This is a genomic window from Mitsuaria sp. PDC51 (assembly GCF_900113225.1).
Taxonomy (GTDB): Bacteria; Pseudomonadota; Gammaproteobacteria; order Burkholderiales; family Burkholderiaceae_C; genus Roseateles.
On the sequence record NZ_FOZE01000001.1, the window covers coordinates 1,362,814 to 1,386,987 of the forward strand.

Annotated in this window: 29 protein-coding genes and 1 pseudogene; 23 read left to right on the top strand and 7 right to left on the bottom strand. The window is 70.3% G+C overall.

Going from position 1 to position 24,174, the window contains the following annotated elements; genetic code table 11:
- Positions 1–164: 164 nt before the first annotated feature.
- The gene (rpsT, locus tag BM393_RS06000; protein WP_067066702.1) at positions 165–461 is read right to left on the bottom strand and encodes a 30S ribosomal protein S20; all 297 of its coding nucleotides are present in this window, start codon (positions 459–461) and stop codon (positions 165–167) included.
- Positions 462–616: 155 nt separating this feature from the next.
- Here rpsT and murJ point away from each other — a divergent pair, with 155 nt between their 5' ends.
- From murJ to BM393_RS06040, 8 genes are all read left to right on the top strand, one after another.
- Positions 617–2,191, top strand: a complete 1,575-nt coding sequence (murJ, locus tag BM393_RS06005; RefSeq protein ID WP_091723470.1) for a murein biosynthesis integral membrane protein MurJ — start codon at positions 617–619, stop codon at positions 2,189–2,191.
- Between the two features lie 74 nt (positions 2,192–2,265).
- Positions 2,266–3,042 carry a SirB1 family protein gene (locus tag BM393_RS06010; RefSeq protein WP_091723472.1) on the top strand — a complete coding sequence of 259 codons (777 nt, stop codon included), beginning with the start codon at positions 2,266–2,268 and terminating at the stop codon, positions 3,040–3,042.
- 150 nt (positions 3,043–3,192) lie between these two features.
- Positions 3,193–3,867 carry an HdaA/DnaA family protein gene (locus BM393_RS06015; protein ID WP_091723475.1) on the top strand — a complete coding sequence of 225 codons (675 nt, stop codon included), beginning with the start codon at positions 3,193–3,195 and terminating at the stop codon, positions 3,865–3,867.
- A gap of 52 nt (positions 3,868–3,919) precedes the next feature.
- Positions 3,920–4,588, top strand: a complete 669-nt coding sequence (locus BM393_RS06020) for an HAD family phosphatase (RefSeq protein WP_091723477.1) — start codon at positions 3,920–3,922, stop codon at positions 4,586–4,588.
- Positions 4,585–6,219 (top strand): polynucleotide adenylyltransferase PcnB, encoded by a 1,635-nt coding sequence (gene pcnB / locus BM393_RS06025; protein WP_091723479.1) that lies wholly within the window; start codon positions 4,585–4,587, stop codon positions 6,217–6,219. The genes BM393_RS06020 and pcnB overlap by 4 nt, the downstream gene beginning before the upstream one ends.
- A complete protein-coding gene (gene folK, locus BM393_RS06030; RefSeq protein WP_091723481.1) occupies positions 6,216–6,755 on the top strand; it encodes a 2-amino-4-hydroxy-6-hydroxymethyldihydropteridine diphosphokinase in 540 nt (179 codons plus the stop codon). Before pcnB ends, folK begins: the two co-directional genes overlap by 4 nt.
- Positions 6,756–6,813: 58 nt before the next feature.
- The gene (locus BM393_RS06035) at positions 6,814–7,461 is read left to right on the top strand and encodes a DUF47 domain-containing protein (protein WP_091723483.1); all 648 of its coding nucleotides are present in this window, start codon (positions 6,814–6,816) and stop codon (positions 7,459–7,461) included.
- Positions 7,462–7,482: 21 nt separating this feature from the next.
- Positions 7,483–8,493, top strand: a complete 1,011-nt coding sequence (locus BM393_RS06040) for an inorganic phosphate transporter (RefSeq protein ID WP_091723485.1) — start codon at positions 7,483–7,485, stop codon at positions 8,491–8,493.
- Positions 8,494–8,524: 31 nt separating this feature from the next.
- On the opposite strand, the gene BM393_RS06045 is transcribed toward BM393_RS06040, so the two are convergent.
- Positions 8,525–8,998: an NINE protein gene (locus BM393_RS06045; protein WP_091723488.1), complete on the bottom strand. Its 474-nt coding sequence runs from the start codon at positions 8,996–8,998 to the stop codon at positions 8,525–8,527.
- Positions 8,995–9,594: a GNAT family N-acetyltransferase gene (locus tag BM393_RS06050; protein ID WP_091723490.1), complete on the bottom strand. Its 600-nt coding sequence runs from the start codon at positions 9,592–9,594 to the stop codon at positions 8,995–8,997. The genes BM393_RS06045 and BM393_RS06050 overlap by 4 nt, the downstream gene beginning before the upstream one ends.
- A gap of 274 nt (positions 9,595–9,868) precedes the next feature.
- On the opposite strand from BM393_RS06050, the gene rpsP reads away from it, so the two are divergent.
- The 6 genes from rpsP to BM393_RS06080 all read left to right on the top strand — a co-directional run bounded on the left by rpsP (position 9,869) and on the right by BM393_RS06080 (position 14,052).
- Positions 9,869–10,138, top strand: coding sequence for a 30S ribosomal protein S16 (rpsP, locus tag BM393_RS06055; protein WP_091723493.1), 270 nt, complete (start codon positions 9,869–9,871; stop codon positions 10,136–10,138).
- Positions 10,139–10,154: 16 nt separating this feature from the next.
- Positions 10,155–10,751 (top strand): ribosome maturation factor RimM, encoded by a 597-nt coding sequence (rimM, locus tag BM393_RS06060; RefSeq protein ID WP_091723496.1) that lies wholly within the window; start codon positions 10,155–10,157, stop codon positions 10,749–10,751.
- Between the two features lie 20 nt (positions 10,752–10,771).
- Complete coding sequence (gene trmD / locus BM393_RS06065; RefSeq protein ID WP_091723499.1) at positions 10,772–11,563, top strand: tRNA (guanosine(37)-N1)-methyltransferase TrmD; 792 nt, start codon at positions 10,772–10,774, stop codon at positions 11,561–11,563.
- A gap of 205 nt (positions 11,564–11,768) precedes the next feature.
- Entirely contained in the window at positions 11,769–12,137 is a 369-nt protein-coding gene (rplS, locus tag BM393_RS06070; protein WP_091723501.1) for a 50S ribosomal protein L19, read from the top strand.
- 133 nt (positions 12,138–12,270) lie between these two features.
- Positions 12,271–13,041, top strand: a complete 771-nt coding sequence (locus BM393_RS06075) for a CoA pyrophosphatase (RefSeq protein ID WP_091723503.1) — start codon at positions 12,271–12,273, stop codon at positions 13,039–13,041.
- 21 nt (positions 13,042–13,062) lie between these two features.
- Positions 13,063–14,052: a CobD/CbiB family protein gene (locus tag BM393_RS06080; protein WP_091723506.1), complete on the top strand. Its 990-nt coding sequence runs from the start codon at positions 13,063–13,065 to the stop codon at positions 14,050–14,052.
- 7 nt (positions 14,053–14,059) lie between these two features.
- Here the strand turns inward: BM393_RS06080 and BM393_RS06085 are convergent, their stop codons facing one another.
- The 3 genes from BM393_RS06085 to BM393_RS06095 are packed head-to-tail and all read right to left on the bottom strand — an operon-like array spanning position 14,060 to position 16,068.
- Positions 14,060–14,863, bottom strand: a complete 804-nt coding sequence (locus BM393_RS06085; protein ID WP_091723509.1) for an SDR family NAD(P)-dependent oxidoreductase — start codon at positions 14,861–14,863, stop codon at positions 14,060–14,062.
- Between the two features lie 36 nt (positions 14,864–14,899).
- The gene (locus BM393_RS06090) at positions 14,900–15,559 is read right to left on the bottom strand and encodes an RluA family pseudouridine synthase (protein ID WP_091723511.1); all 660 of its coding nucleotides are present in this window, start codon (positions 15,557–15,559) and stop codon (positions 14,900–14,902) included.
- 32 nt (positions 15,560–15,591) lie between these two features.
- Positions 15,592–16,068, bottom strand: a complete 477-nt coding sequence (locus BM393_RS06095; RefSeq protein WP_091723514.1) for a tyrosine-protein phosphatase — start codon at positions 16,066–16,068, stop codon at positions 15,592–15,594.
- A gap of 112 nt (positions 16,069–16,180) precedes the next feature.
- Between BM393_RS06095 and BM393_RS26070 the strand changes: the two are divergent.
- The 4 genes and pseudogenes from BM393_RS26070 to BM393_RS06110 all read left to right on the top strand — a co-directional run.
- Positions 16,181–16,585 (top strand): annotated as a pseudogene (locus tag BM393_RS26070) (VOC family protein); the annotation flags it as partial.
- Positions 16,586–17,053: 468 nt separating this feature from the next.
- Positions 17,054–17,503: a questin oxidase family protein gene (locus tag BM393_RS26075; protein WP_254783388.1), complete on the top strand. Its 450-nt coding sequence runs from the start codon at positions 17,054–17,056 to the stop codon at positions 17,501–17,503.
- A complete protein-coding gene (locus tag BM393_RS06105) occupies positions 17,500–18,753 on the top strand; it encodes an MFS transporter (RefSeq protein WP_091723519.1) in 1,254 nt (417 codons plus the stop codon). The genes BM393_RS26075 and BM393_RS06105 overlap by 4 nt, the downstream gene beginning before the upstream one ends.
- Positions 18,750–19,508: a metalloregulator ArsR/SmtB family transcription factor gene (locus tag BM393_RS06110; RefSeq protein WP_141225242.1), complete on the top strand. Its 759-nt coding sequence runs from the start codon at positions 18,750–18,752 to the stop codon at positions 19,506–19,508. The genes BM393_RS06105 and BM393_RS06110 overlap by 4 nt, the downstream gene beginning before the upstream one ends.
- 35 nt (positions 19,509–19,543) lie before the next feature.
- Here BM393_RS06110 and BM393_RS06115 read toward each other — a convergent pair whose 3' ends face one another.
- A complete protein-coding gene (locus tag BM393_RS06115; protein ID WP_091723524.1) occupies positions 19,544–20,098 on the bottom strand; it encodes a thioesterase family protein in 555 nt (184 codons plus the stop codon).
- Positions 20,099–20,224: 126 nt separating this feature from the next.
- On the opposite strand from BM393_RS06115, the gene BM393_RS06120 reads away from it, so the two are divergent.
- From BM393_RS06120 to BM393_RS06140, 5 genes are all read left to right on the top strand, one after another.
- On the top strand, positions 20,225–20,767 hold the full coding sequence (locus tag BM393_RS06120) for a YbaK/EbsC family protein (protein ID WP_091723527.1): 543 nt from the start codon (positions 20,225–20,227) through the stop codon (positions 20,765–20,767).
- A complete protein-coding gene (locus tag BM393_RS06125; RefSeq protein ID WP_091723529.1) occupies positions 20,764–21,045 on the top strand; it encodes a DUF1289 domain-containing protein in 282 nt (93 codons plus the stop codon). The genes BM393_RS06120 and BM393_RS06125 overlap by 4 nt, the downstream gene beginning before the upstream one ends.
- 111 nt (positions 21,046–21,156) lie before the next feature.
- Positions 21,157–21,798, top strand: coding sequence for a 2-hydroxychromene-2-carboxylate isomerase (locus BM393_RS06130; protein WP_091723531.1), 642 nt, complete (start codon positions 21,157–21,159; stop codon positions 21,796–21,798).
- A 207-nt stretch (positions 21,799–22,005) separates the two neighbouring features.
- Positions 22,006–23,688: an MFS transporter gene (locus tag BM393_RS06135; RefSeq protein WP_217648391.1), complete on the top strand. Its 1,683-nt coding sequence runs from the start codon at positions 22,006–22,008 to the stop codon at positions 23,686–23,688.
- A gap of 244 nt (positions 23,689–23,932) precedes the next feature.
- On the top strand, positions 23,933–24,154 hold the full coding sequence (locus tag BM393_RS06140) for a hypothetical protein (RefSeq protein WP_091723533.1): 222 nt from the start codon (positions 23,933–23,935) through the stop codon (positions 24,152–24,154).
- Positions 24,155–24,174 lie beyond the last annotated feature (20 nt).

Below are 24,174 nucleotides of genomic sequence, written 5' to 3' on the forward strand. Positions count from 1 at the left end.
TCGGGTTGGGATGCAGAGCTAGGCGCGGACCGCAGCCATAGCGGGGGCTATGGCGAGGATCCGCAACGACGCTCTGCGCCCAACCCGAAGCCGCTCGGAGCTGCGGGAATGAAAAAGCCCGCCGGGTGGCGGGCTCTTCGTGCACCAGAGCTGGAACTTGGTTATCAGGCGGCCAGCGCCTTGATCTTGGCGGACAGGCGGCTCTTGTGACGAGCAGCCTTGTTCTTGTGGAAGATGCCCTTGTCGGCGACCGAATCGATCACGGGCTGGGCGGTCTTGAACAGGTCGGCGGCCTTGGCCTTGTCGCCAGTGACGATCGCCTTTTGCACGTTCTTGATGACCGTGCGGAACTTCGAACGCAGCGCCGAGTTGGCGGCGTTCAGCTTGACGTCTTGACGTGCGCGCTTGCGGCCCGAGGCCAGACGCACGGTTTTCTTCTTGGCTTTGGAAGAGCTTGCCATTGTCTTATGGGTCCAGTTGGTGCAAAGACGGCGAGTATAGCAGCCAGGAATGGAAAAACCAAATCCGCGGCATTGCGCCTGAGCGGGACACCCATAATGCGCGGTCGCCCGCCGGGCACCCCCGCGCCTTTGCGCTCCGCCGCGCCGCTTCCCGCATGAATCTGCTCCGCACCGCCTCCGTCGTCTCGATCTTCACGCTGTTGTCCCGCATCACCGGGCTGGTCCGCGAGCAGATGGTGGCCGGCCTGTTCGGCGCGAACGCGATGACCGACGCCTACAACGTCGCCTTCCGCATTCCCAACATGCTGCGGCGGCTGTTCGCCGAAGGCGCGTTCTCGCAGGCCTTCGTGCCGGCGCTGGCCGCGGCCCGCGCCAGGGACGGCGATGACGCCACCCGGCACCTGATCGACGCCGTCGCGACGGTGCTGCTGTGGGCGCTGCTGGCGACCTGCGTGCTGGGCGTGGTCGGCGCGCCGGTGCTGGTGTGGGCGCTCGGCGCGGGCCTGTCCGCGCCCGCCCACGAGGCGGCCGTCGTGATGACGCGCTGGATGTTCCCCTACATCGGCTTCATGTCGCTGGTGGCGCTGTCGGCAGGCATCCTGAACACATGGAAGCGCTTCGTCGTGCCCGCGGTCACGCCGGTGCTGCTGAACCTGGCCTCGCTCGCCTGCGGCTACGGGCTGGCACCGGTGCTCGAGCGCCATGGCTACGCGCCGATCTATTCGCTGGCGGTGGGCGTGATGGTGGGCGGGCTGCTGCAGCTCGCGCTGCAGGTGCCGGCGCTGACGAAGATCGGACTGATGCCGCGTTTCGCGCTGGGCCTGTCCGGCCTGCGCCGCGCCGCCGCGGACGAGGGCGTGCGCCAGGTCTTGCGCAAGATGGGGCCGGCGCTGCTGGGCGTCGGCGTGGCGCAGCTGTCGCTGCTGATCAACACGCAGATCGCGATCGCGGTGGGCGAGGGCGCCGCATCCTGGCTGACGTACGCGGACCGGCTGATGGAATTCCCGATCGCGCTGCTCGGCGTCGCGCTGGGCGTGGTGCTGACGCCGCAACTGGCCGCCAGCACCGCCAAGGGCGAGACCGAGAAGTACTCGGGCCTGCTCGACTGGGGCCTGCGCCTGACGCTGCTGCTGGCGCTGCCCTGCGCGGTCGCGCTGGTGGTCTTCGCCGAGCCGCTGGTGGCGGTGCTCTATCAGCGCGGCGCCTTCCGGGCCGCCGACGTCACCAGCACCGCCCACGCGGTCATGGGCTACGGGCTCGGGCTGATGGGGCTGGTGTCGATCAAGGTGCTGGCGCCCGGCTTCTACGCGCGCCAGGACATGCGCACGCCGGTGCGCATCGCCGTCGGCGTGCTGGTGCTGACGCAGCTCTTCAACGCGATCTTCGTCTTCGGCTTGCAGATCGGCGTCGCCGGTCTGTCGCTGTCGATCGGCCTGGGGGCGGTGGTCAACGCGCTGCTGCTGCTGCGCGGGCTGCGCCGGCTGGGCACCTACACGCCGGAAGCCGGCTGGGCGCTGTTCCTGCTGCGCGTGCTGATCGCCAGCGCGGCGATGGGCGCGCTGCAGTGGTGGCTGGCCGGGCACTTCGCCTGGGTCGGCGGCAAGGGCTTCCACTTCGAGCTGGCGCGCGCCGGGTGGATGGCGCTGAGCCTGGGGGCGTCGGCGCTGCTGTATTTCGGCGTGCTGCTGCTGCTGGGCGTGAAGCTGCGCCACTTCGCGCGGCGGGCCTGAGCGCCGGGGCGTGAGTTTCCGGACTCGGGAACCGCGCCGATGACGCCGGCAGGCCAGGGCGTAGACTCGGGCGCATGAGTTCGCCCCTGCAGTGGACGGTGCCGTCGGCGCTGGACTATTTCTCGACGCTGGTTGCCGACGACGACACGCTGAACCTGGCCGAAGCCGCCGCCGCGATCGCGCTGGACGACGTCCCCCGGCTGGACGTGCAGCAGGTGATGGCGGAGCTGGACCGGCTCGGCGAGCGGCTGCGCCAGCGCCTGCCGGCCGATGCGCCGCCCAGCCACCGGCTCCGGATGCTCAACCAGTACTTCCATGGCGAGCTCGGCTTCGCGGGCAACGTCAACGACTACTACGCCATCGGCAACAGCTACCTGCACCAGGTGCTGGCGACGCGGCGCGGCATCCCGATCACGCTGGCGATCATCTACATGGAGCTGGCGGCCCATGTCGGCCTGCGGGTCAAGGGCGTCAGCTTTCCGGGGCACTTCCTGATGAAGCTGCGGCTGCCGCAGGGCGAGGTGGTGCTGGACCCGTTCAGCGGGCGCTCGCTGGGGCGCGGCGAGCTCGACGAGTTCCTCAGCCCCTGGCGCGAGCGCGCCGGGCTGATGCCGCAGGAGCCGATGTCGCTGGATGCCTTCCTGGGGACCGCGTCGCCGCGCCAGATCCTGGCGCGCATGCTGCGCAACCTCAAGCAGATCCACATGGACCGGCAGGACCTGCCCCGGCTGCTGGCCGTGCAGCGCAAGCTGGTGGCGCTGCTGCCGGGGGACCGCGTCGAGCAGGTCGAGCTGGAGCAGTGCCTGCAGCAGATCCGGGACGGCGAAGGCGGGCCGGCGACCTTCCACTGAGGCCCGGTTTCCCTGCCCGTCCTCCGTCGACCCCCGCCTCCGGGTGGTCGGCGAGGCGGGAGGGTGGGAGGCGCCGCTTAGAATCCCGCTCCTTGAGGGCCGGGGCCTGGCATCGCCGCCGGGTCTCCCTCCATCCAACGCTGAAGTGGTTTGAAGCAGATCCCGCTGTCGCTCGGTCCCGAGCCCGACTACACCTTTGACACGCTCCTCACCGGCGCCAACACTGCGGCCCTCACGCACGTGCTGGGGCTGGGCGCGGGTTCGCCGCCGGTCTTCCTGTGGGGGCCGCCGGGCAGCGGCAAGACGCACCTGCTGCGCGCGCTCGCCCAGCACTGGCAGCACGCCGGCGCGCAGGTCGGCTGGTACGACGCCGACACGCCGCTGCCCTGGGAGCTGCCCACCCATCCCAGCCTGCTGCTGCTCGACGACACGCAGCGCTTCGACGACGGCCGGCAGCATGCGGCCTTCGCGCTGTTCGTCGAGGCCGCGACGCTGGGGTTGGCGGTGGTTTCGACCGGCACCGCGCCGCCGGTGGACCTTGCGCTGCGCGAGGACCTGCGCACGCGCCTGGGCTGGGGCCCGACCTTCGCGCTGGTGCCGCTGTCCGAGGCCGAGGTGCGCGCCGTGCTGCGCCGCGAGGCCGACCGCCGCGGCATCGCGCTGACCGACGACGTCATCGACTACCTGCTCACCCGCTACGCCCGCGACCTCAAGCACCTGATGACGCTGCTCGACGGGCTGGACGAATTCGCCCTGGCCAGCAAGCGGGCCGTCACCGTGCCGCTGCTGCGCCAGATGCTCGCCGACCAGGGCGCGCCCGCCTGAGGCGCGTCGTGCCGCTGGTTGCAACGATTTCAAGGTTTTTCAAGGACATCACGTGGACCTGACCCTGTTCGACCTGGACGGCACCCTGATCCCGCAGGACTCGGATCACGCCTTCGGCGCCTACATGGTGGAGATCGGCTGGGCCGACGGCGCCGCCTGGGCGGCCCGCAACGACGAGTTCTACGCGCAGTACCAGCGCGGCGAGCTCGACCTGGACGAATACGTCGAGTTCGCCACCTCCGTCTGGCGCGCCCGTCCGCTGGCCGAGGCCGAGGCCGCCCGCGCCGAATTCATGAGCCGGGTCGTCGCGCCGATGTTGCGCGACAATGCGCGCGCACTGGTGCAGCGCCACCTGGATGCCGGGGATCTCGTGGTCGTGGTGACCGCGACCAATGAATTCGTGACCGCGCCGATCGCCCAGGCCTTCGGCATCGATCACCTGATCGCCGTGCAGCTGGAACGCGACGCGGCCGGCGCGTTCACCGGTCGCGTGCGCGGCACCCCGTCCTTCCAGGCGGGCAAGATCGTGCGCGTGAACGAGTGGCTGGCCGCGCAGGGCCGGCGCTGGGAGGATTTCGAGCGCGTGCATTTCTACAGCGACTCGATGAACGACCTGCCGCTGCTGGAGCGGGTCAGCCATCCGGTGGCGACCAATCCCACCGCGGCCCTCGAGACGCTGGCGCGCGAGCGCGGCTGGCCGATATTGAAGCTGTTCGAATGATTAAAAAACTGATCAACAAGCTGTTGGGCAAGCCCGAGGGGACCGCCACGCCGCTGGGCAAGCGGGTGGAGATCGCCGCCGAGGAGCACCGCATCGATCCGGCGCTGCTGGACGAGCGCGGCGTCAAGGTCGTCAAGGGGCTGACCGACGCGGGCTTCGAGGCCTACATCGTCGGCGGCGCCGTGCGCGACCTGCTGCTGGGACGCCGGCCCAAGGACTTCGACGTCGCCACCAACGCCACCCCGGAACAGGTCAAGAACCAGTTCCGCCGCGCCTTCATCATCGGCCGGCGCTTCCGCATCGTCCACGTGGTCTACGGCCGGGGCCGCGAGCACGAGGTCATCGAGGTCTCGACCTTCCGGGCGCTGCTCAAGGAGGACGATGCCGAGCAGGTGCAGGGCAACGAGAAGACGTCCAAGAGCGCGCTGGATGGCAAGTCGCACGTCGTCGACGCGTCCGGCCGGGTGCTGCGCGACAACGTCTGGGGCCCGCAGATCGAGGACGCCGCGCGCCGCGACTTCACCGTCAACGCGATGTACTACGACCCGCAGCGCGAGCTGGTGGTCGACTACCACGGCGGCCTGGCCGACGCGCGCAAGAAGGTGCTGCGCATGATCGGCGACCCCGAGACCCGCTATCGCGAGGACCCGGTGCGCATCCTGCGCGCGGTGCGCTTCGCCGCCAAGCTGGGGTTCACGATCGAGCCCAAGACGCGCGCGCCGATCGTGGCGATGGGGCCGCTGCTCGCGAACGTGCCGCTGTCGCGGATGTTCGACGAGATGATCAAGCTGCTGCAGACCGGCCACGCGCTGGCCAGCATCGAGGAACTGCGCAAGCAGGGCCTGGCGCGCGGCGTGTTCCCGATCCTGGACGCGGTGCTGGACAAGGACGGCGCGCTGCCCGACAACGTGCACGGCAAGTTCGTCCGGCTGGCGCTGGAGGACACCGACAAGCGGGTGGCCGAGGGCCGCTCGGTGGCGCCGAGCTTCATGCTCGCCTGCATGCTGTGGGGCGAGGTCCAGCAGCGCTGGCAGCGCCTGATCGACGGCGGCGAAGGCGCGGTGCCCGCGCTGCAGCAGGCCATCGACCTGGTCTTCGACGCGCGCGTGGGCGACATCTCCGGCCGCGGCAAGCTGGCCGCGGACATGCGCGAGATCTGGATGATGCAGCCGCGCTTCGAGCGCCGCACCGGCAGCGGCCCGCACCGCCTGATCGAACAGCCGCGCTACCGCGCCGGCTTCGACTTCCTGGCGCTGCGCGCCGAGGCGGGCGAGATCGATCCGGCGCTGGCCGACTGGTGGGAGGACTTCGCGCTGGGCAGCGAGGACGACCGCCGCGCGCTGCTCGATCAGGCGCGCGAGACGCAGCGCCAGACCGGTCCGCGCAGCAAGCCCAAGGCGGGCGGCGGACGGGTGCATTCGGTGCCGCGCGGTTCGGTGGCGGCCGGCAACGTGCCGGCGGTGCCGGTGGCCGGCGAATCGGCCGCGGCCTTGCCCATCGATCCCGAGGTGATGGACGGGGAGGGCGGCGCGGCCCATCCGGCCAAGAAGCGCCGCCGTCGTCGCAAGCCGAAGTCGGCGGGTGCCGGCGAAGCGTCGAGCGCCGCGCCGGCGTCCTCCGCCGACGAATGATCACGGCCTACGTCGGCCTGGGCGCCAACCTCGGCGACCTGCGGCGCACGCTGGAGGCGGCGCTGGTCGACCTCGCCGACCTGAAGGACCTGAGCGTCGAGGCCGTCTCCGGCGCCTGGCGCAGCGCGCCGGTCGGCTGCGAGGGGCCCGACTATCTCAATGCGGTCGCGCGCCTGCGCACCGGCCTGGCCCCGCTGGTGCTGCTCGAGGCGCTTCAGGCGATCGAACAGCGCCACGGGCGCGAGCGGCCCTATGTCAACGCGCCGCGCACGCTCGACCTCGACCTGCTCCTCTACGGCGACGAGACCCTCGCACTCGAACGCCTGACCGTGCCCCATCCGAGGCTGCATCAGCGCGCCTTCGTCCTCAAGCCCTTGCTGGAGCTCGATCCGGCGTTGAGTGCGCCGGGACTGGGCGATCTGCGGAGCCATCTGCCCGGCGTCGCCGCCCAGGCGATCGAACGCGAGGACGAGCCGTTGCGCCGGCCCCATGGCCCGTTCGGGCCCCAGGCCGCTACACTTGCCGGTTTTCCGTGACACGGAAATGAACCATTTGTGACGATCCGGCGTGGATCGCACCGCGCGGAGCCTCCCCATGTTTTTCGGCAAGCTGCTGCCCCGTGAGGGCAATTTTTTTGAACTGTTCAATGAGCACGGCACGCAGATCGTGGAAGGCGCCCGCGCCTTCATGCTCATGATCCAGAACTACAACGACCTGACGCTGCGCGAGAAGTACGCCGCCGAGGTCGACAAGGCCGAGCACCACGCCGACCGCATCACCGCCGAGGTGAACCGGCTGCTGCACCGGACCTTCATCACGCCGATCGACCGCGAGCAGATCCACGGCCTAATCAACGCGATGGACGACATCCTGGACCTGCTGCAGGACTCCAGCGAAACCATGCAGCTCTACGACGTGCGCTCCATCCCCGACGAAGTGCTGCGCCTGGGCGAGCTGTCGGCCAAGTGCTGCGAACGCGTCAAGCATGCCGTCACGCTGCTGCCCAAGCTCAGCGAGCCGCACACCGCCGAAGCCGCCATCAAGGCCTGCGAGGAGATCGACAAGCTCGAGTCCGATGCCGACCGCGTGATGCGCGCCGCGATGTCCAAGCTGTTCCGCGAGCAGGAGGACGTGCGCGAGCTGATCAAGCTCAAGGCCATCTACGAGCAGCTGGAGTCGATCTCCGACCGCTGCGAGGACGTGGCCAACCTGATCGAGGGCATCGTCCTCGAGAACTCCTGATCCGATAGCGGAGCGTCTGCTATGGGAACGATGCAGGTGGCCTTCTGGGTCGTCGCCATGCTGGTGGTGCTGGCCATCGCCTTCGACTTCATGAACGGCTTCCACGATGCGGCCAACTCGATCGCGACGGTCGTGTCGACCGGCGTGCTCAAGCCGCAGCAGGCCGTGCTGTTCGCGGCCTTCTTCAACGTGATCGCGGTGCTGTTCTTCGAGCTGAAGGTGGCGGCGACGATCGGCAAGGGCTCGATCGACGCGAGCATCGTCGATCACCATGTGATCTTCGGCGCCTTGATCGGTGCGATCGCGTGGAACGTGATCACCTGGTTCTACGGCATCCCGTCGAGCTCGTCGCACGCGCTGATCGGTGGCCTGGTCGGCGCGGCGATCGCGAAAGCGGGCACCAAGGGCCTGATCATGAGCGGCATCGGCAAGACGGTGCTGTTCATCTTCGTGTCGCCGCTGCTGGGCTTCCTGCTCGGCTCCTTGCTGATGGTGGCGGTGGCGTGGCTGTTCCGCCGCAGCTCGCCGCTGCGGGTGGACAACTGGTTCAGACGGCTGCAGCTGGTCTCGGCCGGCCTGTACAGCCTGGGTCACGGCGGCAACGACGCGCAAAAGACGATCGGCCTGATCTGGATGCTGCTGATCGCGTCGGGCTACGCGGGTGCTGGCGAGCACTCGCCGCCGACCTGGGTGATCGTCGTCTGCTACCTGGCCATCGGCCTGGGGACCATGTTCGGCGGCTGGCGCATCGTCCGCACGATGGGGCAGAAGATCACCAAGCTCAAGCCGGTGGGCGGCTTCTGCGCGGAAACCGGCGGAGCCATCACGCTCTTCCTGGCCACCGCGCTGGGCGTCCCGGTGTCGACGACGCACACCATCACCGGCGCCATCGTCGGCGTGGGCTCGACGCAGCGCGCGTCGTCGGTGCGCTGGGGCGTGGCCGGCAACATCGTCTGGGCCTGGATCTTCACGATCCCGGCGTCGGCCTTCATCGGCGGGCTGTTCTACTGGATCAGCTTCACGCTGTTCTGAGCGGGCTGAGGCGGGCTGCGCTCGCGGGCGGCTACTGGCTGATCTCGCGGGCGGCTTCGACCTGGGATTCGAAATAGCGCTGCGCCGAGAACGCGATCGTCGCCATCAGGCAGGCGCCGCCCACCATCAGGCAGGCGATGACGCCCAGGATCGGCCACCAGCCGGTCTTGCGCACCGGTTGGCCCGGATTGAAGCGCTCGGCCCAGCGCTCGTCCGGCATCAGGCCGTAGACGATGCCGACCAGCATGCTCTGCGCCAGCATCAGCCCCAGCAGCGGAATCAGGAACCAGGCCACGACGTCGTCCTGGCCCAGGGTGTCCATCCGGTGGATGCCATACAGCCCCAGCAGCGTCGGCAGCGGGTGCAACCAGCCCAGCCGGTCGCCGAAACCGTGGAGATAGAAGCGGTGCGCCCCGAGGCTGCCGAGCGCGAAGCTCAGCCAGGTGGCCACGGTCTTGGACTTGACGTCCGCGCCGCCGCCGTTGGTCGGGGCGAGGGCGCTCATGCGGCGGGCGTCGGATCCGGGGTGGCCGGCGCGGTCGCCGGGGCGGCGCCGGTGGGCGAGCTGGTGTCGCCCTGGCCCAGCTGGCGCTGCATCAGCACCACGTCCAGCCACTTGCCGAACTTCCACCCGGCGGCCTTCATGACGCCGACGTCCTCGAAGCCGTGGCTGCGGTGGACGCCGATGGAGCCCAGGTTCTGCGAATCGCCGATGACGGCGATCATCTGCCGCGCGCCGGCGGCTTCGCAGCGCGCGATCAACTCCGCCAGCAGCAGGCGGCCGACGCCTTGTCCCTGCGCCTGTGGCGCGAGGTAGATCGAGTCCTCGACGAAATAGCGATAGGCCAGCCGCGGGCGGAAATAGTTGGCATACGCGTAGCCGAGCACCTGTCCGTCACGCTCCGCGACCAGGTAGGGCAGGCTGCGGCTGAGCACCTCGGTCCGGCGGCGGGCCATCTCGGCGCGATCGGGGACCTCGGTCTCGAAAGTGCCGGTGCCGTGCAGCACCGCGTGTTCGTAGATCTGCTGGATCGCGGCGATGTCGCCTTCCAGGCTGGGGCGGATCAGGAGCGGGGAGGAACTGCTGGTGGTTGTCGTCATTGGGGGAGGAGGACAAAGCGTCAAGAGCGAGTTTATAATGCCGGGTTTTGGCGCTGGCCCCTGGGTGTGGCTGTCACGCTTCGAAGCTTCCTGATCCGGGGCTGAGGGGGCGAAGGACGGACCGGGGGCGTATCTACGGTGCCAGCTGCCGACCTGTCCCGGGGACTCGATGCGCGACACACGCGCTCCCCGCACGGAACGGTCGGTTCATTGTCTGCTTGCCCCTGTGTGTCTCCCTGGTGCGGTGGAACGCTCAAAACCTGAAGGATAGATCATGGTCGTGATTCGACTCTCCCGCGGTGGCTCCAAGAAGCGTCCGTTCTACAACATCGTCGTGACCGACAGCCGCAACCGCCGCGACGGCCGCTTCATCGAGCGCGTCGGCTTCTACAACCCGGTCGCCTCCGGCAATGCCGAAGGCCTGCGCGTCTCGCAAGACCGCGTGTCGTACTGGGTGGGCGTGGGCGCCCAGCTGTCGCCGGCCGTCGCCCGCCTGGTCGATGTGTCCAAGAAGGCTGCCGCTCCGGCCGCCGCTGCTGCCTGATCCTCGGATCGCAGTGATGAAGCAGGCGCCTGACGACGTGATCGAGTCCTCCCCGGCCTTTCCGGAAGACGCCATCGAAGTCGGGCGCGTGCTGGACGCCTGGGGCATCAAGGGCTGGCTGAAGATCCTCAGCCACTCCGCCGATGCCCAGGCGCTCTTCGCCTCTCGCCGCTGGTTCCTGAAGCCCAGCGAGAAGGCCCTGCCGGGCAAGCCGCATGTCGTGCCGCCCGTGCTCAAGATCCTGGCTGTCCGCGACCATGCGGACGGCATCGTCGCCCAGGTGGAGGGCGTGGCCGACCGCAACGGCGCCGAAGCGCTCAAGGGTGCCCGCATCTTCGTCTCGCGCAGCGTGTTCCCCGAGACGGACGACGGCGAGTTCTACTGGGTCGACCTGATCGGCATGTCGGTTGTCAACAAGGACGGCACGACGCTGGGCGAGGTGATCGACCTGATCGACACCGGCCCCCACTGCGTGCTGCGCATCCTGCCCGCCGGCAAGACCGCGCCGGTCAAGCCCGATGAAGAGATCCTGATCCCGTTCGTGAACGCCTATGTCGGCGACGTCGACAAGGCCGCGCGGATCATCCCGGTCGACTGGGATCTCGACTACTGAAGCCGCGGGCCTGACTGCCCATGCGCTTCGACGTTCTCACCCTGTTCCCCGAACTCTTCGACCCCTTCCTGCGGGTCGGCGTGACGCGTCGCGCCTATGAGAGCCGGCAGGTCGACGTGCGTCTGTGGCAGATGCGCGATTACGCCGAGGACAACTACCGCCGCGTCGACGACCGCCCGTTCGGGGGTGGGCCCGGCATGGTGATGCTGGCCGCGCCGCTGGAGCGCGCACTGGCTGCCGTGAAGGCCGATCGAGCCACCGCCCATCCGGGCGTGCCCGCCGTGATCCATTTCAGCCCGACCGGCCGCCGGCTCGACCAGGCGCTGGCGCGCGAGTTGGCCACGGGCGAGGGCGCCATCCTGCTGTGCGGCCGCTACGAAGGCATCGACCAGCGCGTGCTGGACCGCCACGTGACGATGGAGATCAGCCTGGGCGACTTCGTGTTGTCGGGCGGCGAACTGCCGGCGATCGCAATGCTGGACGCCATCGCCCGCCTGCAGGACGGCGTGCTCAACGATGCCGCCTCGCACCAGCAGGACAGCTTCTCCGACGGCCTGCTGGACTGCCCCCACTTCAGCCGTCCCGAGGTCCTGGAGACGCCCGAAGGACCGTTGCCGGTGCCGCCGGTGCTGCTGTCCGGCCACCATGCCGAGATCGCGCGCTGGCGCCGCGAGCAGTCGCTGGCGCTGACGCTGGCGCGTCGCCCGGAGCTGATCGAGGCCGCGCGCCGCGACGGTCGGCTCGACAAGAAGGACGAGAAATTCCTCGCCTCGCTCGCCGGCGGGACGGCTGTCAGGCCGCACAAAGTTTGACGGTCGCCCGTCCACGTCTATAATCGCCGGTTTTGCCGATCCTCTACCGGGCTGATGGGGCAAGGGCAGTACAGGACCAAGGGAAACCAGGGTCCAGGGTGCTGTTGGTTGAATCCCCACGCGGGCGGCGCCGAAGAAGTCTTTCGATGGCGGCCAGTCCTGGAATCATCCTGATTCGCGCCGGCACGATCACCAGGAGATCCTCGTGAATCTGATCCAGACCCTCGAGCAAGAAGAAATTGCTCGCCTGAACAAGACCATCCCCGCGTTCGCCCCCGGCGACACCGTGATCGTCAACGTGAACGTCGTCGAAGGCACCCGCAAGCGCGTGCAGGCCTACGAAGGCGTGGTCATCGCCCGCCGCAACCGCGGTCTGAACTCCAACTTCATCGTCCGCAAGATCTCGAGCGGCGAAGGCGTTGAGCGTACCTTCCAGCTGTACAGCCCCCTGATCGCCTCGATCGAGGTGAAGCGCCGCGGCGACGTCCGTCGCGCCAAGCTGTACTACCTGCGTGAGCGTTCGGGCAAGTCGGCGCGCATCAAGGAAAAGCTGTCCTTCAAGGCAGCCGAATAATCCTTCGGCGCACGCCCCCTCAAAGCCGCTCCAAGGCCCTGCCCGGAGCGGCTTTGTCGTTTCTGGCGTCCAATCGGGGCTTCGCGCCCCGGGCGCCCACGAACAAGTCCGGCTCACCGGACGATCCCGCCGCATGTCGACGCCTTCCCCCAGCCGTCCCGCCATCAAGGATCCCCGCGTCGTTCCCGTCGCCGGCACCGATGCCCACCTGCCGGCCGTTCCGCCGGAGCGCCTGACCCCCGCCTGGCTGCGCCAGCGCTTCCTTCACCCGCCCGACATCGATCCGGAGATTCCCGGCGACGGCGGCATCTTCCCCGGCCGCACCACGACCCAGGCGGCGGTGCTGGTGCCGCTGGTCCAGCGGGCGTCCGGCCTGCAGGTGCTGCTGACGCAGCGCACCGCGCACCTGCGCGACCACGCCGGCCAGGTGAGCTTCCCCGGCGGCCGCGCCGAGCCCGAGGACGGCTCGCCCGAGCGCACCGCGCTGCGCGAGGCGCAGGAGGAGATCGGGCTGGAGGAGCATCACGTCGACCTGATCGGCCAGTTGCCGGTCTACCGCACGGTGACCGCCTACGAGGTCACCCCGGTGGTCGCGCTGGTGCGCCCCGACTTCTCGCTGCGGCTGGACGCGTTCGAGGTGGCCGAGGCCTTCGAGGTGCCGCTGGCCTTCCTGATGAACCCGGCCCACCACCAGCGCCACAGCTTCGAGTACGAGGTCCCCGGCACGGACGGCCCGCTGATGGGACGACGCCAGTTCCTCTCGATGCCGTGGACGGGGCCAGGTCTTGCGGTCTCGAACGCGGACCCCGACGTCGCCCTCACCGCGGCCAGTCCGAAGGAGTTCTTCATCTGGGGCGCGACGGCGGCGATGTTGCGCAATCTCTACCGCTTCCTGCAGGTCTGACGCCCGCTATCATCCCGGGCCATGAACTTCTTCGCGGTCTTGCTGGCGCTGGTGTGCGAGCAGCTCAAGCCTCTGCCGCACGGGAACCCGGTCCACCAGGGCATGATCGCCTGGGTGCGCTGGACCGGGCGCAACTTCGACGCGGGACGGTCGCATCACGCGGCCGTCGTGTGGACGATCACCGTCGTCGGCCCGGCGCTGCTGGTCGGCGCGATCTACGCGCTGGTGCGTCCCTACAGCCTGCTGCTGTCGCTGGCGCTGGACGTGCTGGTGCTCTACCTGACGCTGGGCTTCCGCCAGTTCAGCCACTACTTCACCGACATCCGCGACGCGCTCGAGCGCGGTGACGAGCTCGAGGCCCGTCGCCTGCTGGCCGAATGGCGCCACCTGGACGCCAGCGAGCTGCCGCGTACCGAGCTGCTGCGGCATGTGCTGGAGCACTCGCTGCTGGCGGCGCACCGGCATGTCTTCGGTGTCTTCTTCTGGTTCGTGCTGTTCTCGACACTGGGCCTGGGGCCGGCCGGCGCGGTGCTGTACCGGATGGCCGAATTCGCCGGCCGCTACTGGGCCTTCAAGAGCCGCACGCTGGACGCGCCGACCAACGAGCGCCTGATGGCGCTGTCGCGCAAGCTGTTCGGCATGATCGACCACATCCCGGCGCGCCTGACGGCGACCGGCTTCGCCATCGTCGGCAACTTCGAAGAGGCGGTGAACGCCTGGCGTCGCGACGCGGCGCTCTGGGCGCATGACAACGAGGGCATCATCCTGGCCTCCGCGGCCGGCGCCGTCGGCGTGCAGCTGGGCGGCAGCGCCGCGCCGGGCGTGACCCCCGACCGCAGCAAGACCTTCGAGTCCGGCGGCGACATGGACGCCACCCGCGCCGAGGGCTCGACCGGCGGCGTGCCGCCGCAGCTGGGCCACCTGCAGAGCGTCGTCGGCCTGGTCTGGCGCTCGGTGGTGCTGTGGATGATGCTGCTGGCGCTGCTGACGCTGGCGAACCTGGTCGGCTGAACGACGCTCAGGCGTCGCGCACGTCGGCAAGCACCTGCTGGCCGAAGTCGTCGCGCGCCAGGAAACGCAGCACGCGCGTCGCGGTGTCCTCGGCGCTGACGAGCTGGCCCTCGGCCTTGAACGCGGCGAAGCGGTCGCGGTCCGGGAACTTCGACGCATCGCCACCGCGCAGCTGCGCCTGCATGTCGGTGTCGATGATGCCTGGCGCGAGTGACACGACACGCGCCGCCCGCTCGCCCTGCGCGGCCTTGTGTTCCTCGTCCAGCGCCATCGCGCGGCTGAGGTTGTCCATGCCGGCCTTGGCCGCGCAGTACAGGGCGCTGCCGGCCATCGCGCGGCGACCCAACCCGGACGAGATGTTCAGCACCTTGCGCGCCGCCGGCCAGTCGCGCGTGGCGTCGAGGAAGGCGGCGCTCAGCAGCACCGTGGCCTCCAGGCCGACGCGCAGCGCGGCGGACAGCACCTCCAGCGATTCCCCGTCGATCGGTCCCGGCGGCGTGACGACACCGGCGTTGTTGATCAGCGTGGCCGAGCGCCAGTCGCGCGGCTGCGTGCGCAGCCAGTCGGCCAGGTGCCGCGCGATCGCCAGCGGCGCGGACAGGTCCGCCTGCCATTGCTGCAGCGGCAGGCCGCGCTCGTGGGCGAAGCGCTCCAGCGCCTCGCTGCGCCCGCGGGCGATGCCGACCACCAGGTGACCGGCCGCTAGCGACTGGCGCGCCAGCGCTTCGCCCAGGCCGCGGGAACTGCCGGTGATCACGGTGAGGGCGGTGGGGGCGTTCGGGACGCCGGGGGCGTCGGGGGAAGGGGACATGACGAGGACTCCTGGGTCGGACGGCGCAAGGGGCGCTCAGAACGCGGGGGGCGAATGCAGCGACAGCGGCGGCGCGTCGAGCACCGCCGGCAAGCGCAGGTCCCGCGCGTGCAGCAGCAGGCGCGGCGCGCGGGCAAGGATCTCGGGCGGCGCGTACAGCGCGTCGCCGAGGATGGGGTGGCCGGCGGCCAGCAGGTGCACGCGCAGTTGGTGCGAGCGCCCGGTGACCGGCTCCAGCTCGACGCGTGTGGTGCCCGCGGCGAGGTCGCGATGCAGCACCCGCACCCGTGTGAGGCTGGGTTTGCCGCGCTCGGCATCGACCATCTGGCGCGGCCGGTTGGGCCAGTCGACGATCAGCGGCAGGTCGATCTCGAACGCATCGCGCGCGACCAGACCATGCACGACGGCCTCGTAGCGCTTGTCGACGAGCCGGGCCGCGAAGGCCTCGCTGAGCGCGCGCTGCATCGCCTCGCCGCGGGCGAAGACGATCAGCCCGGAGGTCGACTGGTCCAGTCGATGGACGATCAACGCATCGGGCCAGCGCGCCGCGACACGGGCCCAGGCGCAATCCTGCTTGTCCTCGCCGCGACCCGGCACCGACAGCAGGCCCGACGGCTTGTCGACGACAACACGATCGTCGTCGGCGTGCAGGACCTGCGGGTCGAGGTGGGCGAAGGGCAAGGGCGAGGGCGACATGAGGGGAATTGGGACGCCGGTTCCGACGCGCGTCAGAACTGGTGGATCCAGCCGGACTGCAGCGCCGATTGGGGATTCGATCCGGCGGCGCTGACCGCGGCGAGCGCTTCCGCCGCCGGCATGCCCAGGCGCTTGAGCACGCAGGCCGCCATCGTGCCGGTGCGGCCCATGCCGGCGGCGCAATGCAGCAGCGCGCGATCGCCCATGCGCAGGCCCTGCGCGACCTGCTCCACCCCTTGCCGGAAGGCGGCGGCATCCGCGGCGAGGCCGAAGTCGCGCATCGGCACATGCAGCCAGCGGAACGGCATCCGGCCCTGCGCGACCGCCTTGTGATACGCCGGCGACAACTCAGCCACCTCCTCCAGCGGATTGAGGCAGACCAGCATGTCGAGCCGGTTCAGCCGCGCCTCGTCGAGGAAGGCGCTCCAGGGCTCGCGGCGGCCCGGCATCGACTGCAGCCAGAGCCGGCCGGGGACGTCATCGGGGAGGGGAAGGGGTCGGAAAGCCATGGGCGCGATTGTCGGGTCTCCCTGCGGGGAAGAGTGTTAATAAACAAACTGTTTATTAAATCGATGGGCGGCGCGATCATGGCGCAACGACAGCAAGCACAAGGAGCTCGCCATGATCAAGATCCAGGGCCTCGACCACCTCGTCCTGCGGGTGCGGGACCTGTCCGCCTCGCTGCACTTCTACGTGGACCTGCTCTGCTGCACGGTCGAGCGCCGCCAGGACGCGATCGGCCTGGTGCAGCTGCGCGCCGGCGCGCAGCTGATCGACCTCGTGCCGCTGGACGGCAAGCTCGGCAGCGCCGGGGGCGCGGGGCCGGGCGCGGAGGGGCGCAACGTCGACCACTTCTGCCTGCGCGTCGAGTCGCTGGACGAGCCCGCGCTGCGCCGCTGGCTGACCGAACGCGGCGTGCGCGTCGATGCCTATGGCTCGCGCTACGGTGCGGAGGGCGACGGCCCGTCGCTGTACCTGTTCGATCCGGACGACAACGAGCTCGAGCTCAAGGGGCCGCCCTGGCCTGCGGGCCTGCACGAGGCGCTGGACCAGTCGGTCCGTTTCGGCCCGATGTACGGCACCGAGGCGATGCCGCTGTTCAACCATTTGCCGATGGCGCTGGGCGCGCTGGCGCGGCTCGGCGCGCCGCGCGCGGCGCTGCAGCGGCAGATCGACCACTGGGCGCCGCTGTCGCGTCCGGCCGTGGCGGACGACACGCCCGCCCCGACGGTGGAGGAGGCCTTGCTGCGCGTGCTGGACGTACCCGAGGCGCAGGCCTTCCATGTGGCGATCCGGCTGGCCTACGCGCTGCAGTCGGGGCATGCGAAGGAACTGGACGCGGCGCTGCGGACGACGGTGGGACTGACCTCGCCGCTCGGCGCGCCGGTGCCCTCGGGCCAGGGCAGCGCGCGTCTGCGCGACGTGATCGACGCGGTGCGCGCCGATCCGGCGATGGCCATGCCGGCGATGCCGGGCAGCCTGATCACGACCCGCATGCAGCACGCGGCGGCGCTGCCCGGCTTCGCCGCCTACGTCGAGCGTCCGCGCCTGACGCTGGACGACCTGGCCGAGGCCTCGCTGGCGGTCTACCTGGCGCGGCACCAGTTCGCCGCCTTGCACCTGGTGACCGGCACCCATGCGCTGCGGGTGCTGCTGGCGGCGGCGGCCTCGCGCGGTCTGGTCGTCGACGAAGGCCAGGTCCTGCGCAGCGTCTGGCGCGCCTGGCTGGGCACCTACCTGTCGGACCAGCGGCCGGCGCCGGCCTGGGCGCTGGTGCATGCGGGCAGCGCGTCCGAGGACGACTGGACGCGCGAGCTGCCCGCGCTGCAGGGATCCATGAACGACCACCGCATCAAGGTCGCCGACGCCGCCCGCGAGGAGTGGCGCCATCGCGGCTGGCCCGGCTATGCCTTGTGCCTGCGCCGGGAAGGGGCCGCACAATGAGCGCCGTGCTCTCTTCGTCCGCGCCCCCTTCCGCCTCGCCGGCGCCGCTGCGCCATCCGCACCTGCTGCTCTGGGCCGTCTGCGCGCTCGCGCTGATGAGCACCGCCGGCGTCGCGTTGCCGTATCCCATCCTGGCGCCGATCTTCGTCGGCGGACCGGTGGACGACTTCACCCACTTCCTCGGCCTGCGGCCCGAGCTGTTGATGGGGCTGGCGCTGGCCGTGAATCCCGCCGGCATCCTGGTCGGCAGCCTGTTCGTGGGGCCGATGTCCGACCGCTACGGGCGCCGCCGCGTGCTCGGCATCACCATCACCGCGACGCTGGTCGGCTACGGGTTGAGCGCCTTCGCGCTGGCCTCGCGGGACTATCCGCTGTTCGTGCTGTCGCGCTTCGCGACCGGGCTGACCGAGGGCAACGTCGCGGTGGTGCGGGCGCTGCTGGCGGACTGGCATCCGCAGCTGGAGCGCACCCGCAGCTTCGCCTGGCTCAACGCGAGCCTCTACATCGGCTGGCTGGTCGGCCCGCTGCTGGGCGGGCTGACGCTGCCCTGGGGCGAGGCGGTGCCCTTCATCGTCGCCGCGGTCGTGCTGGTGCCCTGCCTGGTGCTGCTGGGCCTGGGGCTGCCGGATGACCGGCCCGCGGCACGGCCGCAGGGCGGCCTGCTGGCGGCGATGCGGCGCCAGCAGTCGCTGGGGCTGGTGGTGCAGGACCCGGTGCTGCGGCATCTGGCGCTGCTGCAGCTGGCCTACACGCTGGGGGTCAATGCGCTGTACGAGTTCGCGCCGCTGTGGATGCTGCAGCAGGCCGGGCTGGGCAGCCGCGGGATCGCGCTGGTCACGGCGGTGCAGTGCGCCGCGATGACCGCGGCCAGCCTCTTCGCGGCCCGCATCGGCTCGGGCCCGACGCCGCTGCACCGCGCGGCGCGCTTCGCGGTGGTGGCGGCGATCGGGCTGCTGGCGCTGAGCCTGGCGCCGTCATGGCTGGGGCTGGCGCTGATCCCGCTGCTGGGCGTGCCGCTGTCGTTCTACAACGCGCTGATGCCGGCGTGGATGTCGGAGCGCTTCGCCGCGCATGGCCAGGGCCGCGTGATGGGGCTGCTGACGACGGTGTTCTGCCTGTCCAACACGCTGATCGCGCTGATCGGCGGCGCGCTCGGGATGCTCTCGGCGCGCTGGATCATGCTGCTGGGCGGTGCAACCTGCCTGCTGGCGGCGGTCGGTTTCATCCGCTTCGCGAGGCGCCATTCATGAGCCAGGGCAACGAGGACCGGCTGCTGTTCGAGCTCAAGAGCCGCGGCCCGCAGCCGGCAGCCGCGCTGGCGGCGGCGCTGGCGATCACGCCGATGGGCGCGCACAAGCTGCTCGCGCGGCTCCAGGAGCAGGGGTTGGTCGATGCGCGCGACGAGCGCCGCGACATGCGGTCGTTCGGTGAGGGGGCGGAGGAGGGCGCCGAGGAGGGCGAGGGCATGGCCAGGACCCTTCGCAGCGTTGAGGGCGGCGGCACCGATGAGCCGGGCGCCGTGTCGCGCCCGGGGCGGCCGCGCAAGCTCTGGGCCTTGACGGAGGCCGGGCACGGCCGCTTTCCCGATCGACATGCCGACCTGACGCTGCAACTGATCCAGCAGGCGCGCGCGGTATTTGGCGACGCGGGGCTGGACCAGCTGATCTCCGCCCGCGAGCGCGACAGCGAGCAACGCTATCGCGCCGCGCTCGCGCGCTGCCGCACGACCGGCGACAAGGTCCGGGAGCTCGCCCGGCTGCGTGCGGAGGAGGGCTACATGGCGCGCGCCGAGCGCGCGGGCCGCGACTGGCTGCTGGTGGAGGACCATTGCCCCATCTGCGCCGCGGCGCGGAGCTGCCAGGGCTTCTGCCGCTCGGAACTGGCGCTGTTCCAACGCTGCCTGGGACCGGCGCTCGTGGTCGAGCGCACCGAGCATCTACTGGCCGGCGCGCGGCGCTGCGCGTATCGGATCAAGGCGGTCAAGGAAGAGGTCGCGGCGGATTGATCCGAGGACTGCCACGGCAGTCCTCGGATCGGTGGTCACGACACGATGTACGCCGCCGCTCCGGTGGCCAGCAGCCGCCCCTGTTCATCGGTGAAGGACATGCGCGTGTTGGCGACGCGGCTGCCCAGGCGCATGACTTCGGCCTCGCAGCGGAAGACGGCGCCGATGGCCGGGCGCAGGTAGTCCACGCGCAGGTCGATCGTGCCGAGCTTGGCGAAGCGCTGCAGCCGCTGCTGCGGCGCCTCGTCGAGGTGGCGCGCGCCGGTGGCGGCCATCACCGCCAGACCGCCCATCGCGTCCAGCGTCGCGCTGATCACGCCGCCGTGGAGCCGGTTGTGGGCGTAGTGGCCCACCAGGTCCGGCCGCATCCGGATGTGGGCCCGCACGATCTCATGCTGCAGCTCGTCGACCTTCAGCCCCAGCACCTGGTTGAAGGTGATCAGCCGCTCGAAGATCTCGCACAGCGCCTCGGTGAACTCCGGCTCGAACGGGCTCTTCACGCCAGTCGGCGCGGCGCCCGGGTCGTCGTGGATCGCGTCGGACGCGGTCCCGGCGGGGCCGGCCTTCGATTCATGCTTCGCATCGGTCATGAGCGCGGACCATAGCGCAAGCCCGCGCGCCGCAGGAGAGCGCTCCCCCTAGCCGCGCCTGACGCCGAGGTGACACGGCGACCCCGGCCCGCATCGGGTCGCTGACGCTTCGGCACAATGCGCGCCATGAGCGACACGACATTCCCTTCGACCGCCCCCGCCGCCGATGCCGCCCGCCCCGACGGCTTCCAGCGCGTGTGCGCCGCCTTGCGCGCGCTGTCCCATGAGCACGAGCCGCGCTGGCTCGAGGTCTCGGCCCGCAGCTCGCAGGAAGCGGCCGACGCGCTGGGCGTGGCGCTGGGCCAGATCGCCAAGAGCGTCGTGTTCCGGCGCAAGGCCGACGACGCGGCCGTGCTGGTGATCGCTTCGGGCGACAAGCGCGTCGACGAGCGCAAGCTCGAGGCCCACACCGGCAAGCTCGGCCGTGCCGATGCCGACTACGTGAAGGCGCGCACCGGCTTCTCGATCGGCGGCGTGTCGCCGCTGGGCTTCCAGCCGAGCTACGCCGCCGACGGCGACCCCGCGCCGCCGCTGCTCTTCATCGACCAGGAACTGTTCCGCTTCGATGCCATCTGGGCCGCGGCCGGGCATCCGAATGGCGTGTTCCTGATGTCGCCGCCGCAGCTCGTGGCGCTGACCGGCGCGCCGGTGATCGAGGTGACGCAATGACCGCCCCGACCGCGCTGCCAGCGGACCTCGACGCCCCGGTCACCGCCGAGAACGCGCGGCGCACGCCGGAAGGGCGGGTCGCCTCGCCCTGCATCAACATCTGCAAGATGCATGAGCCCACCGCGCTGTGCCGCGGCTGCGCGCGCACGATCCCGGAGATCGCCGGCTGGAGCAAGTCCGACGACGCGGACCGGATCCGGCTGCTCAACCTGCTGCCGCAGCGCCGCGCGCTGCTGGCCGCGCACGGCGCGCTCGCGACCGAGCCGCCGCGCGGCTGATTCCGCGGGCCGCCGCGCCCGCGCGCTCCCCGATCCGCGCCCGCGCCGCCAGCGACGGGCCCTCGATCCCCACGACGGCGACCGGCATCGGCGCCAGCAGGAGACCTGACCGTGCACACGATCGACTTCTACTTCGACCCGATCTCCCCGTACGCCGCGCTGGCCTTCGAGCGCCTGCCCGAGGCGCTGGCCGGGCGCAGCGTGGCGGTGCGCTACCTGCCGATCGTGTTCGGCGCGATGCTCAAGTCGCTCGACCACAAGGGCCCGGCCGAGATCCCCGGCAAGCGCGACTGGACCTACCGCCAGGTGCTGTGGCTGGGCCACCGCCTCGGCGTGCCGCTCGATCTGCCGGCGGCGCATCCGTTCAACCCGCTGCCGCTGCTGCGGCTGCTCTGGGCCACCGCGCCGGCCGGACAGACGCCGGGCCGCCACGCGGTCGAGCAGGTGCTGCGCCACGTCTGGCGCGGCGGCCAGGACGCGGCCGATCCGGCGCGCCTGGCCGCGCTGGCGGCGGAGCTCGCGCCCCAGCGCGATCCGGCGTCCGACGAGGTCAAGGCCGCGCTGCGCGAGGCCACCGACGCCGCCCTGGCGCGCGGCGTCTTCGGCGTGCCGACGATGGCCGTCGCCGACAAGCTGTTCTGGGGCCTGGACGCGATGGACATGGTGACCGCGTACCTCGACGGCGACGCCTGGTTCGACGGCCCCGCCTGGACAGCCGCGGCGACGCTGCCGGTGGGGGTGCGGCGCAGCTGATTCGAGCTAGCAAGCATGGGTAGGGACATACCCTTTGATGCGGCGCACAGCCCCGAAAATTCCGCATCGAGAAATCGCGACTCCGGGTTACGCCGGAGTTTGTCAGCCTGAGGCAAGGATGCCGTCAGAAACAGGTCAGAGCGCGCTCGGATAGTCCCGCCCCAAGGGCCATCGGTCGATGGTTCTGGGAATCGAGGAGACAACCCCATGGCAACTGCAAGCGCAGTGACCACCAATGCGCCGATGACAGCGGAGGAGAAGAAGGTCATCTTCGCCTCGTCGCTGGGTACGGTGTTCGAGTGGTACGACTTCTACCTGTACGGCTCGCTCGCCGCGATCATCGGCAAGCAGTTCTTCACCGGCCTGGATCCCACGGCCCAGTTCATCGCCTCGCTGATGGCCTTCGCCGCCGGCTTCATCGTGCGTCCGTTCGGCGCGCTGGTGTTCGGCCGCCTGGGCGACATGATCGGCCGCAAGTACACCTTCCTGGTGACCATCCTGATCATGGGCCTGTCGACCTTCATCGTCGGCGTGCTGCCCACCTATGAAACCATCGGTCCCGCCGCCGCGGTGATCCTGGTCGGCCTGCGCCTGCTGCAAGGCCTGGCGCTGGGCGGCGAGTACGGCGGTGCCGCGACCTACGTCGCCGAGCACGCCCCGCACGGCAAGCGCGGCGCGTACACCTCGTGGATCCAGACCACGGCGACGCTGGGCCTGTTCCTGTCGCTGATCGTCATCCTGGGCACCCGCACGGCGCTCGGCGAGGCGACCTTCGCGGCCTGGGGCTGGCGCATCCCGTTCATCGTCTCGATCCTGCTGCTGGCCATCAGCGTGTGGATCCGGCTGTCGATGAACGAGTCGCCCGCCTTCCAGAAGATGAAGTCCGAGGGCAAGACCTCCAAGGCGCCGCTGTCCGAGTCCTTCGGCCAGTGGAAGAACCTGAAGATCGTGCTGCTGGCGCTGTTCGGCCTGGTCGCCGGCCAGGGCGTGGTCTGGTACACGGGCCAGTTCTACGCGCTGTTCTTCCTGCAGAGCGTGGTCAAGGTCGACCCGGCCGCGGCCAACATCATGGTGGCCGTCGCGCTGCTGATCGGCACGCCGTTCTTCGTCGTGTTCGGCACGCTGTCGGACCGCATCGGCCGCAAGCCCATCATCATGGCCGGCCTGCTGCTGGCGATCCTGACCTACTTCCCGCTGTTCAAGGCGCTGACCAACGCGGCCAACCCGGACCTGGCCAAGGCCCAGGCCACCGCGCAGATCACGCTGACGACGGACCCGGCGCAGTGCTCCTTCCAGGGCAGCCCGGTGGCGCGCGACGTGGACTTCACCACGCCCTGCGACATCGCCAAGCGCGCGCTGGCGCAGGCCGCGGCGAACTATGAGACCGTGCCCGGCGCCGCCGGCTCCGGCCAGGTGAAGGTGGGCGACAAGGTCATCGAGGCGCCGAGCGCCACGCTGACCGCGGGCGGCCACAAGTTCGACGAGGACAGCACCAAGAAGATCGCCGCGTTCAAGAAGGAACTGGGCGAGGCGATGAAGGCGGCCGGTTATCCGTCCAAGGCCGATCCGGCCAAGATCAACACGCCGCTGGTGGTCGCGATCCTGAGCGTGCTGGTGCTGTACGTGACCATGGTCTACGGCCCGATCGCCGCGATGCTGGTCGAGCTGTTCCCGACCCGGATCCGCTACACCTCGATGAGCCTGCCGTACCACATCGGCAACGGCTGGTTCGGGGGCCTGCTGCCGTCGATCAGCTTCGCGATGGTGGCCCAGAACGGCAACATCTATCACGGCCTCTGGTACCCGATCGGCATCGCCGCGCTCACCCTGGTGGTCGGCCTGCTGTTCGTGCGCGAGACCAAGGACGTGGACATCTACGCCCGCGACTGAACGCGCGGCACGGACGAGGGACGCGGCGCGCGGCGCCCACCCCCTCGACGCCCAGGGCGGCCTTCGGGCCGCCCTTTTTCATGGCGCCGGCCGCCGGTCCGGTCGCCCTTGCGATGGCCTTTGCGATGGCGCACATCGGCGCGGCCGAAGCGGCGCTCAGCCTGATGTCAGGCTGGCTTTCCACAATGGCCGCCAACCCGGTCGACCGTCGTGACCGGCAACCTCAAGAAGGAAACTCGCAGCCATGTGGAAACTCGTCCTTGGATTCATCGTCTTCGCCGCGGTGGCCCTGTTCGTGCTGATGAAGAGCGGCGGCAACATCGACCTGACGGGCGAGAAGCACGATGTGACCGGCGGCCACGCCGATCAGGCGGCGAGCGACGCGGCCTCGGCCGCGATCGCGGCGGCGTCCGCGGCGCTGCCCACGCAGGCGGCTTCGGCGGCCGCGTCGGGCGCTTCGCAGTAAACGTAGACGGCGGCGTCAGC

Coding starts and splice junctions, on each gene's coding strand:
- rpsT (WP_067066702.1), bottom strand. CDS start 461: ATGGCAAGCTCTTCCAAAGCCAAGAAGAAAACCGTGCGTCTGGCCTCG.
- murJ (WP_091723470.1), top strand. CDS start 617: ATGAATCTGCTCCGCACCGCCTCCGTCGTCTCGATCTTCACGCTGTTG.
- BM393_RS06010 (WP_091723472.1), top strand. CDS start 2,266: ATGAGTTCGCCCCTGCAGTGGACGGTGCCGTCGGCGCTGGACTATTTC.
- pcnB (WP_091723479.1), top strand. CDS start 4,585: ATGATTAAAAAACTGATCAACAAGCTGTTGGGCAAGCCCGAGGGGACC.
- folK (WP_091723481.1), top strand. CDS start 6,216: ATGATCACGGCCTACGTCGGCCTGGGCGCCAACCTCGGCGACCTGCGG.
- BM393_RS06035 (WP_091723483.1), top strand. CDS start 6,814: ATGTTTTTCGGCAAGCTGCTGCCCCGTGAGGGCAATTTTTTTGAACTG.
- BM393_RS06040 (WP_091723485.1), top strand. CDS start 7,483: ATGGGAACGATGCAGGTGGCCTTCTGGGTCGTCGCCATGCTGGTGGTG.
- BM393_RS06045 (WP_091723488.1), bottom strand. CDS start 8,998: ATGAGCGCCCTCGCCCCGACCAACGGCGGCGGCGCGGACGTCAAGTCC.
- BM393_RS06050 (WP_091723490.1), bottom strand. CDS start 9,594: ATGACGACAACCACCAGCAGTTCCTCCCCGCTCCTGATCCGCCCCAGC.
- rpsP (WP_091723493.1), top strand. CDS start 9,869: ATGGTCGTGATTCGACTCTCCCGCGGTGGCTCCAAGAAGCGTCCGTTC.
- rimM (WP_091723496.1), top strand. CDS start 10,155: ATGAAGCAGGCGCCTGACGACGTGATCGAGTCCTCCCCGGCCTTTCCG.
- trmD (WP_091723499.1), top strand. CDS start 10,772: ATGCGCTTCGACGTTCTCACCCTGTTCCCCGAACTCTTCGACCCCTTC.
- BM393_RS06075 (WP_091723503.1), top strand. CDS start 12,271: ATGTCGACGCCTTCCCCCAGCCGTCCCGCCATCAAGGATCCCCGCGTC.
- BM393_RS06080 (WP_091723506.1), top strand. CDS start 13,063: ATGAACTTCTTCGCGGTCTTGCTGGCGCTGGTGTGCGAGCAGCTCAAG.
- BM393_RS06085 (WP_091723509.1), bottom strand. CDS start 14,863: ATGTCCCCTTCCCCCGACGCCCCCGGCGTCCCGAACGCCCCCACCGCC.
- BM393_RS06090 (WP_091723511.1), bottom strand. CDS start 15,559: ATGTCGCCCTCGCCCTTGCCCTTCGCCCACCTCGACCCGCAGGTCCTG.
- BM393_RS06095 (WP_091723514.1), bottom strand. CDS start 16,068: ATGGCTTTCCGACCCCTTCCCCTCCCCGATGACGTCCCCGGCCGGCTC.
- BM393_RS26075 (WP_254783388.1), top strand. CDS start 17,054: ATGCAGCACGCGGCGGCGCTGCCCGGCTTCGCCGCCTACGTCGAGCGT.
- BM393_RS06105 (WP_091723519.1), top strand. CDS start 17,500: ATGAGCGCCGTGCTCTCTTCGTCCGCGCCCCCTTCCGCCTCGCCGGCG.
- BM393_RS06110 (WP_141225242.1), top strand. CDS start 18,750: ATGAGCCAGGGCAACGAGGACCGGCTGCTGTTCGAGCTCAAGAGCCGC.
- BM393_RS06115 (WP_091723524.1), bottom strand. CDS start 20,098: ATGACCGATGCGAAGCATGAATCGAAGGCCGGCCCCGCCGGGACCGCG.
- BM393_RS06120 (WP_091723527.1), top strand. CDS start 20,225: ATGAGCGACACGACATTCCCTTCGACCGCCCCCGCCGCCGATGCCGCC.
- BM393_RS06125 (WP_091723529.1), top strand. CDS start 20,764: ATGACCGCCCCGACCGCGCTGCCAGCGGACCTCGACGCCCCGGTCACC.
- BM393_RS06135 (WP_217648391.1), top strand. CDS start 22,006: ATGGCAACTGCAAGCGCAGTGACCACCAATGCGCCGATGACAGCGGAG.
- BM393_RS06140 (WP_091723533.1), top strand. CDS start 23,933: ATGTGGAAACTCGTCCTTGGATTCATCGTCTTCGCCGCGGTGGCCCTG.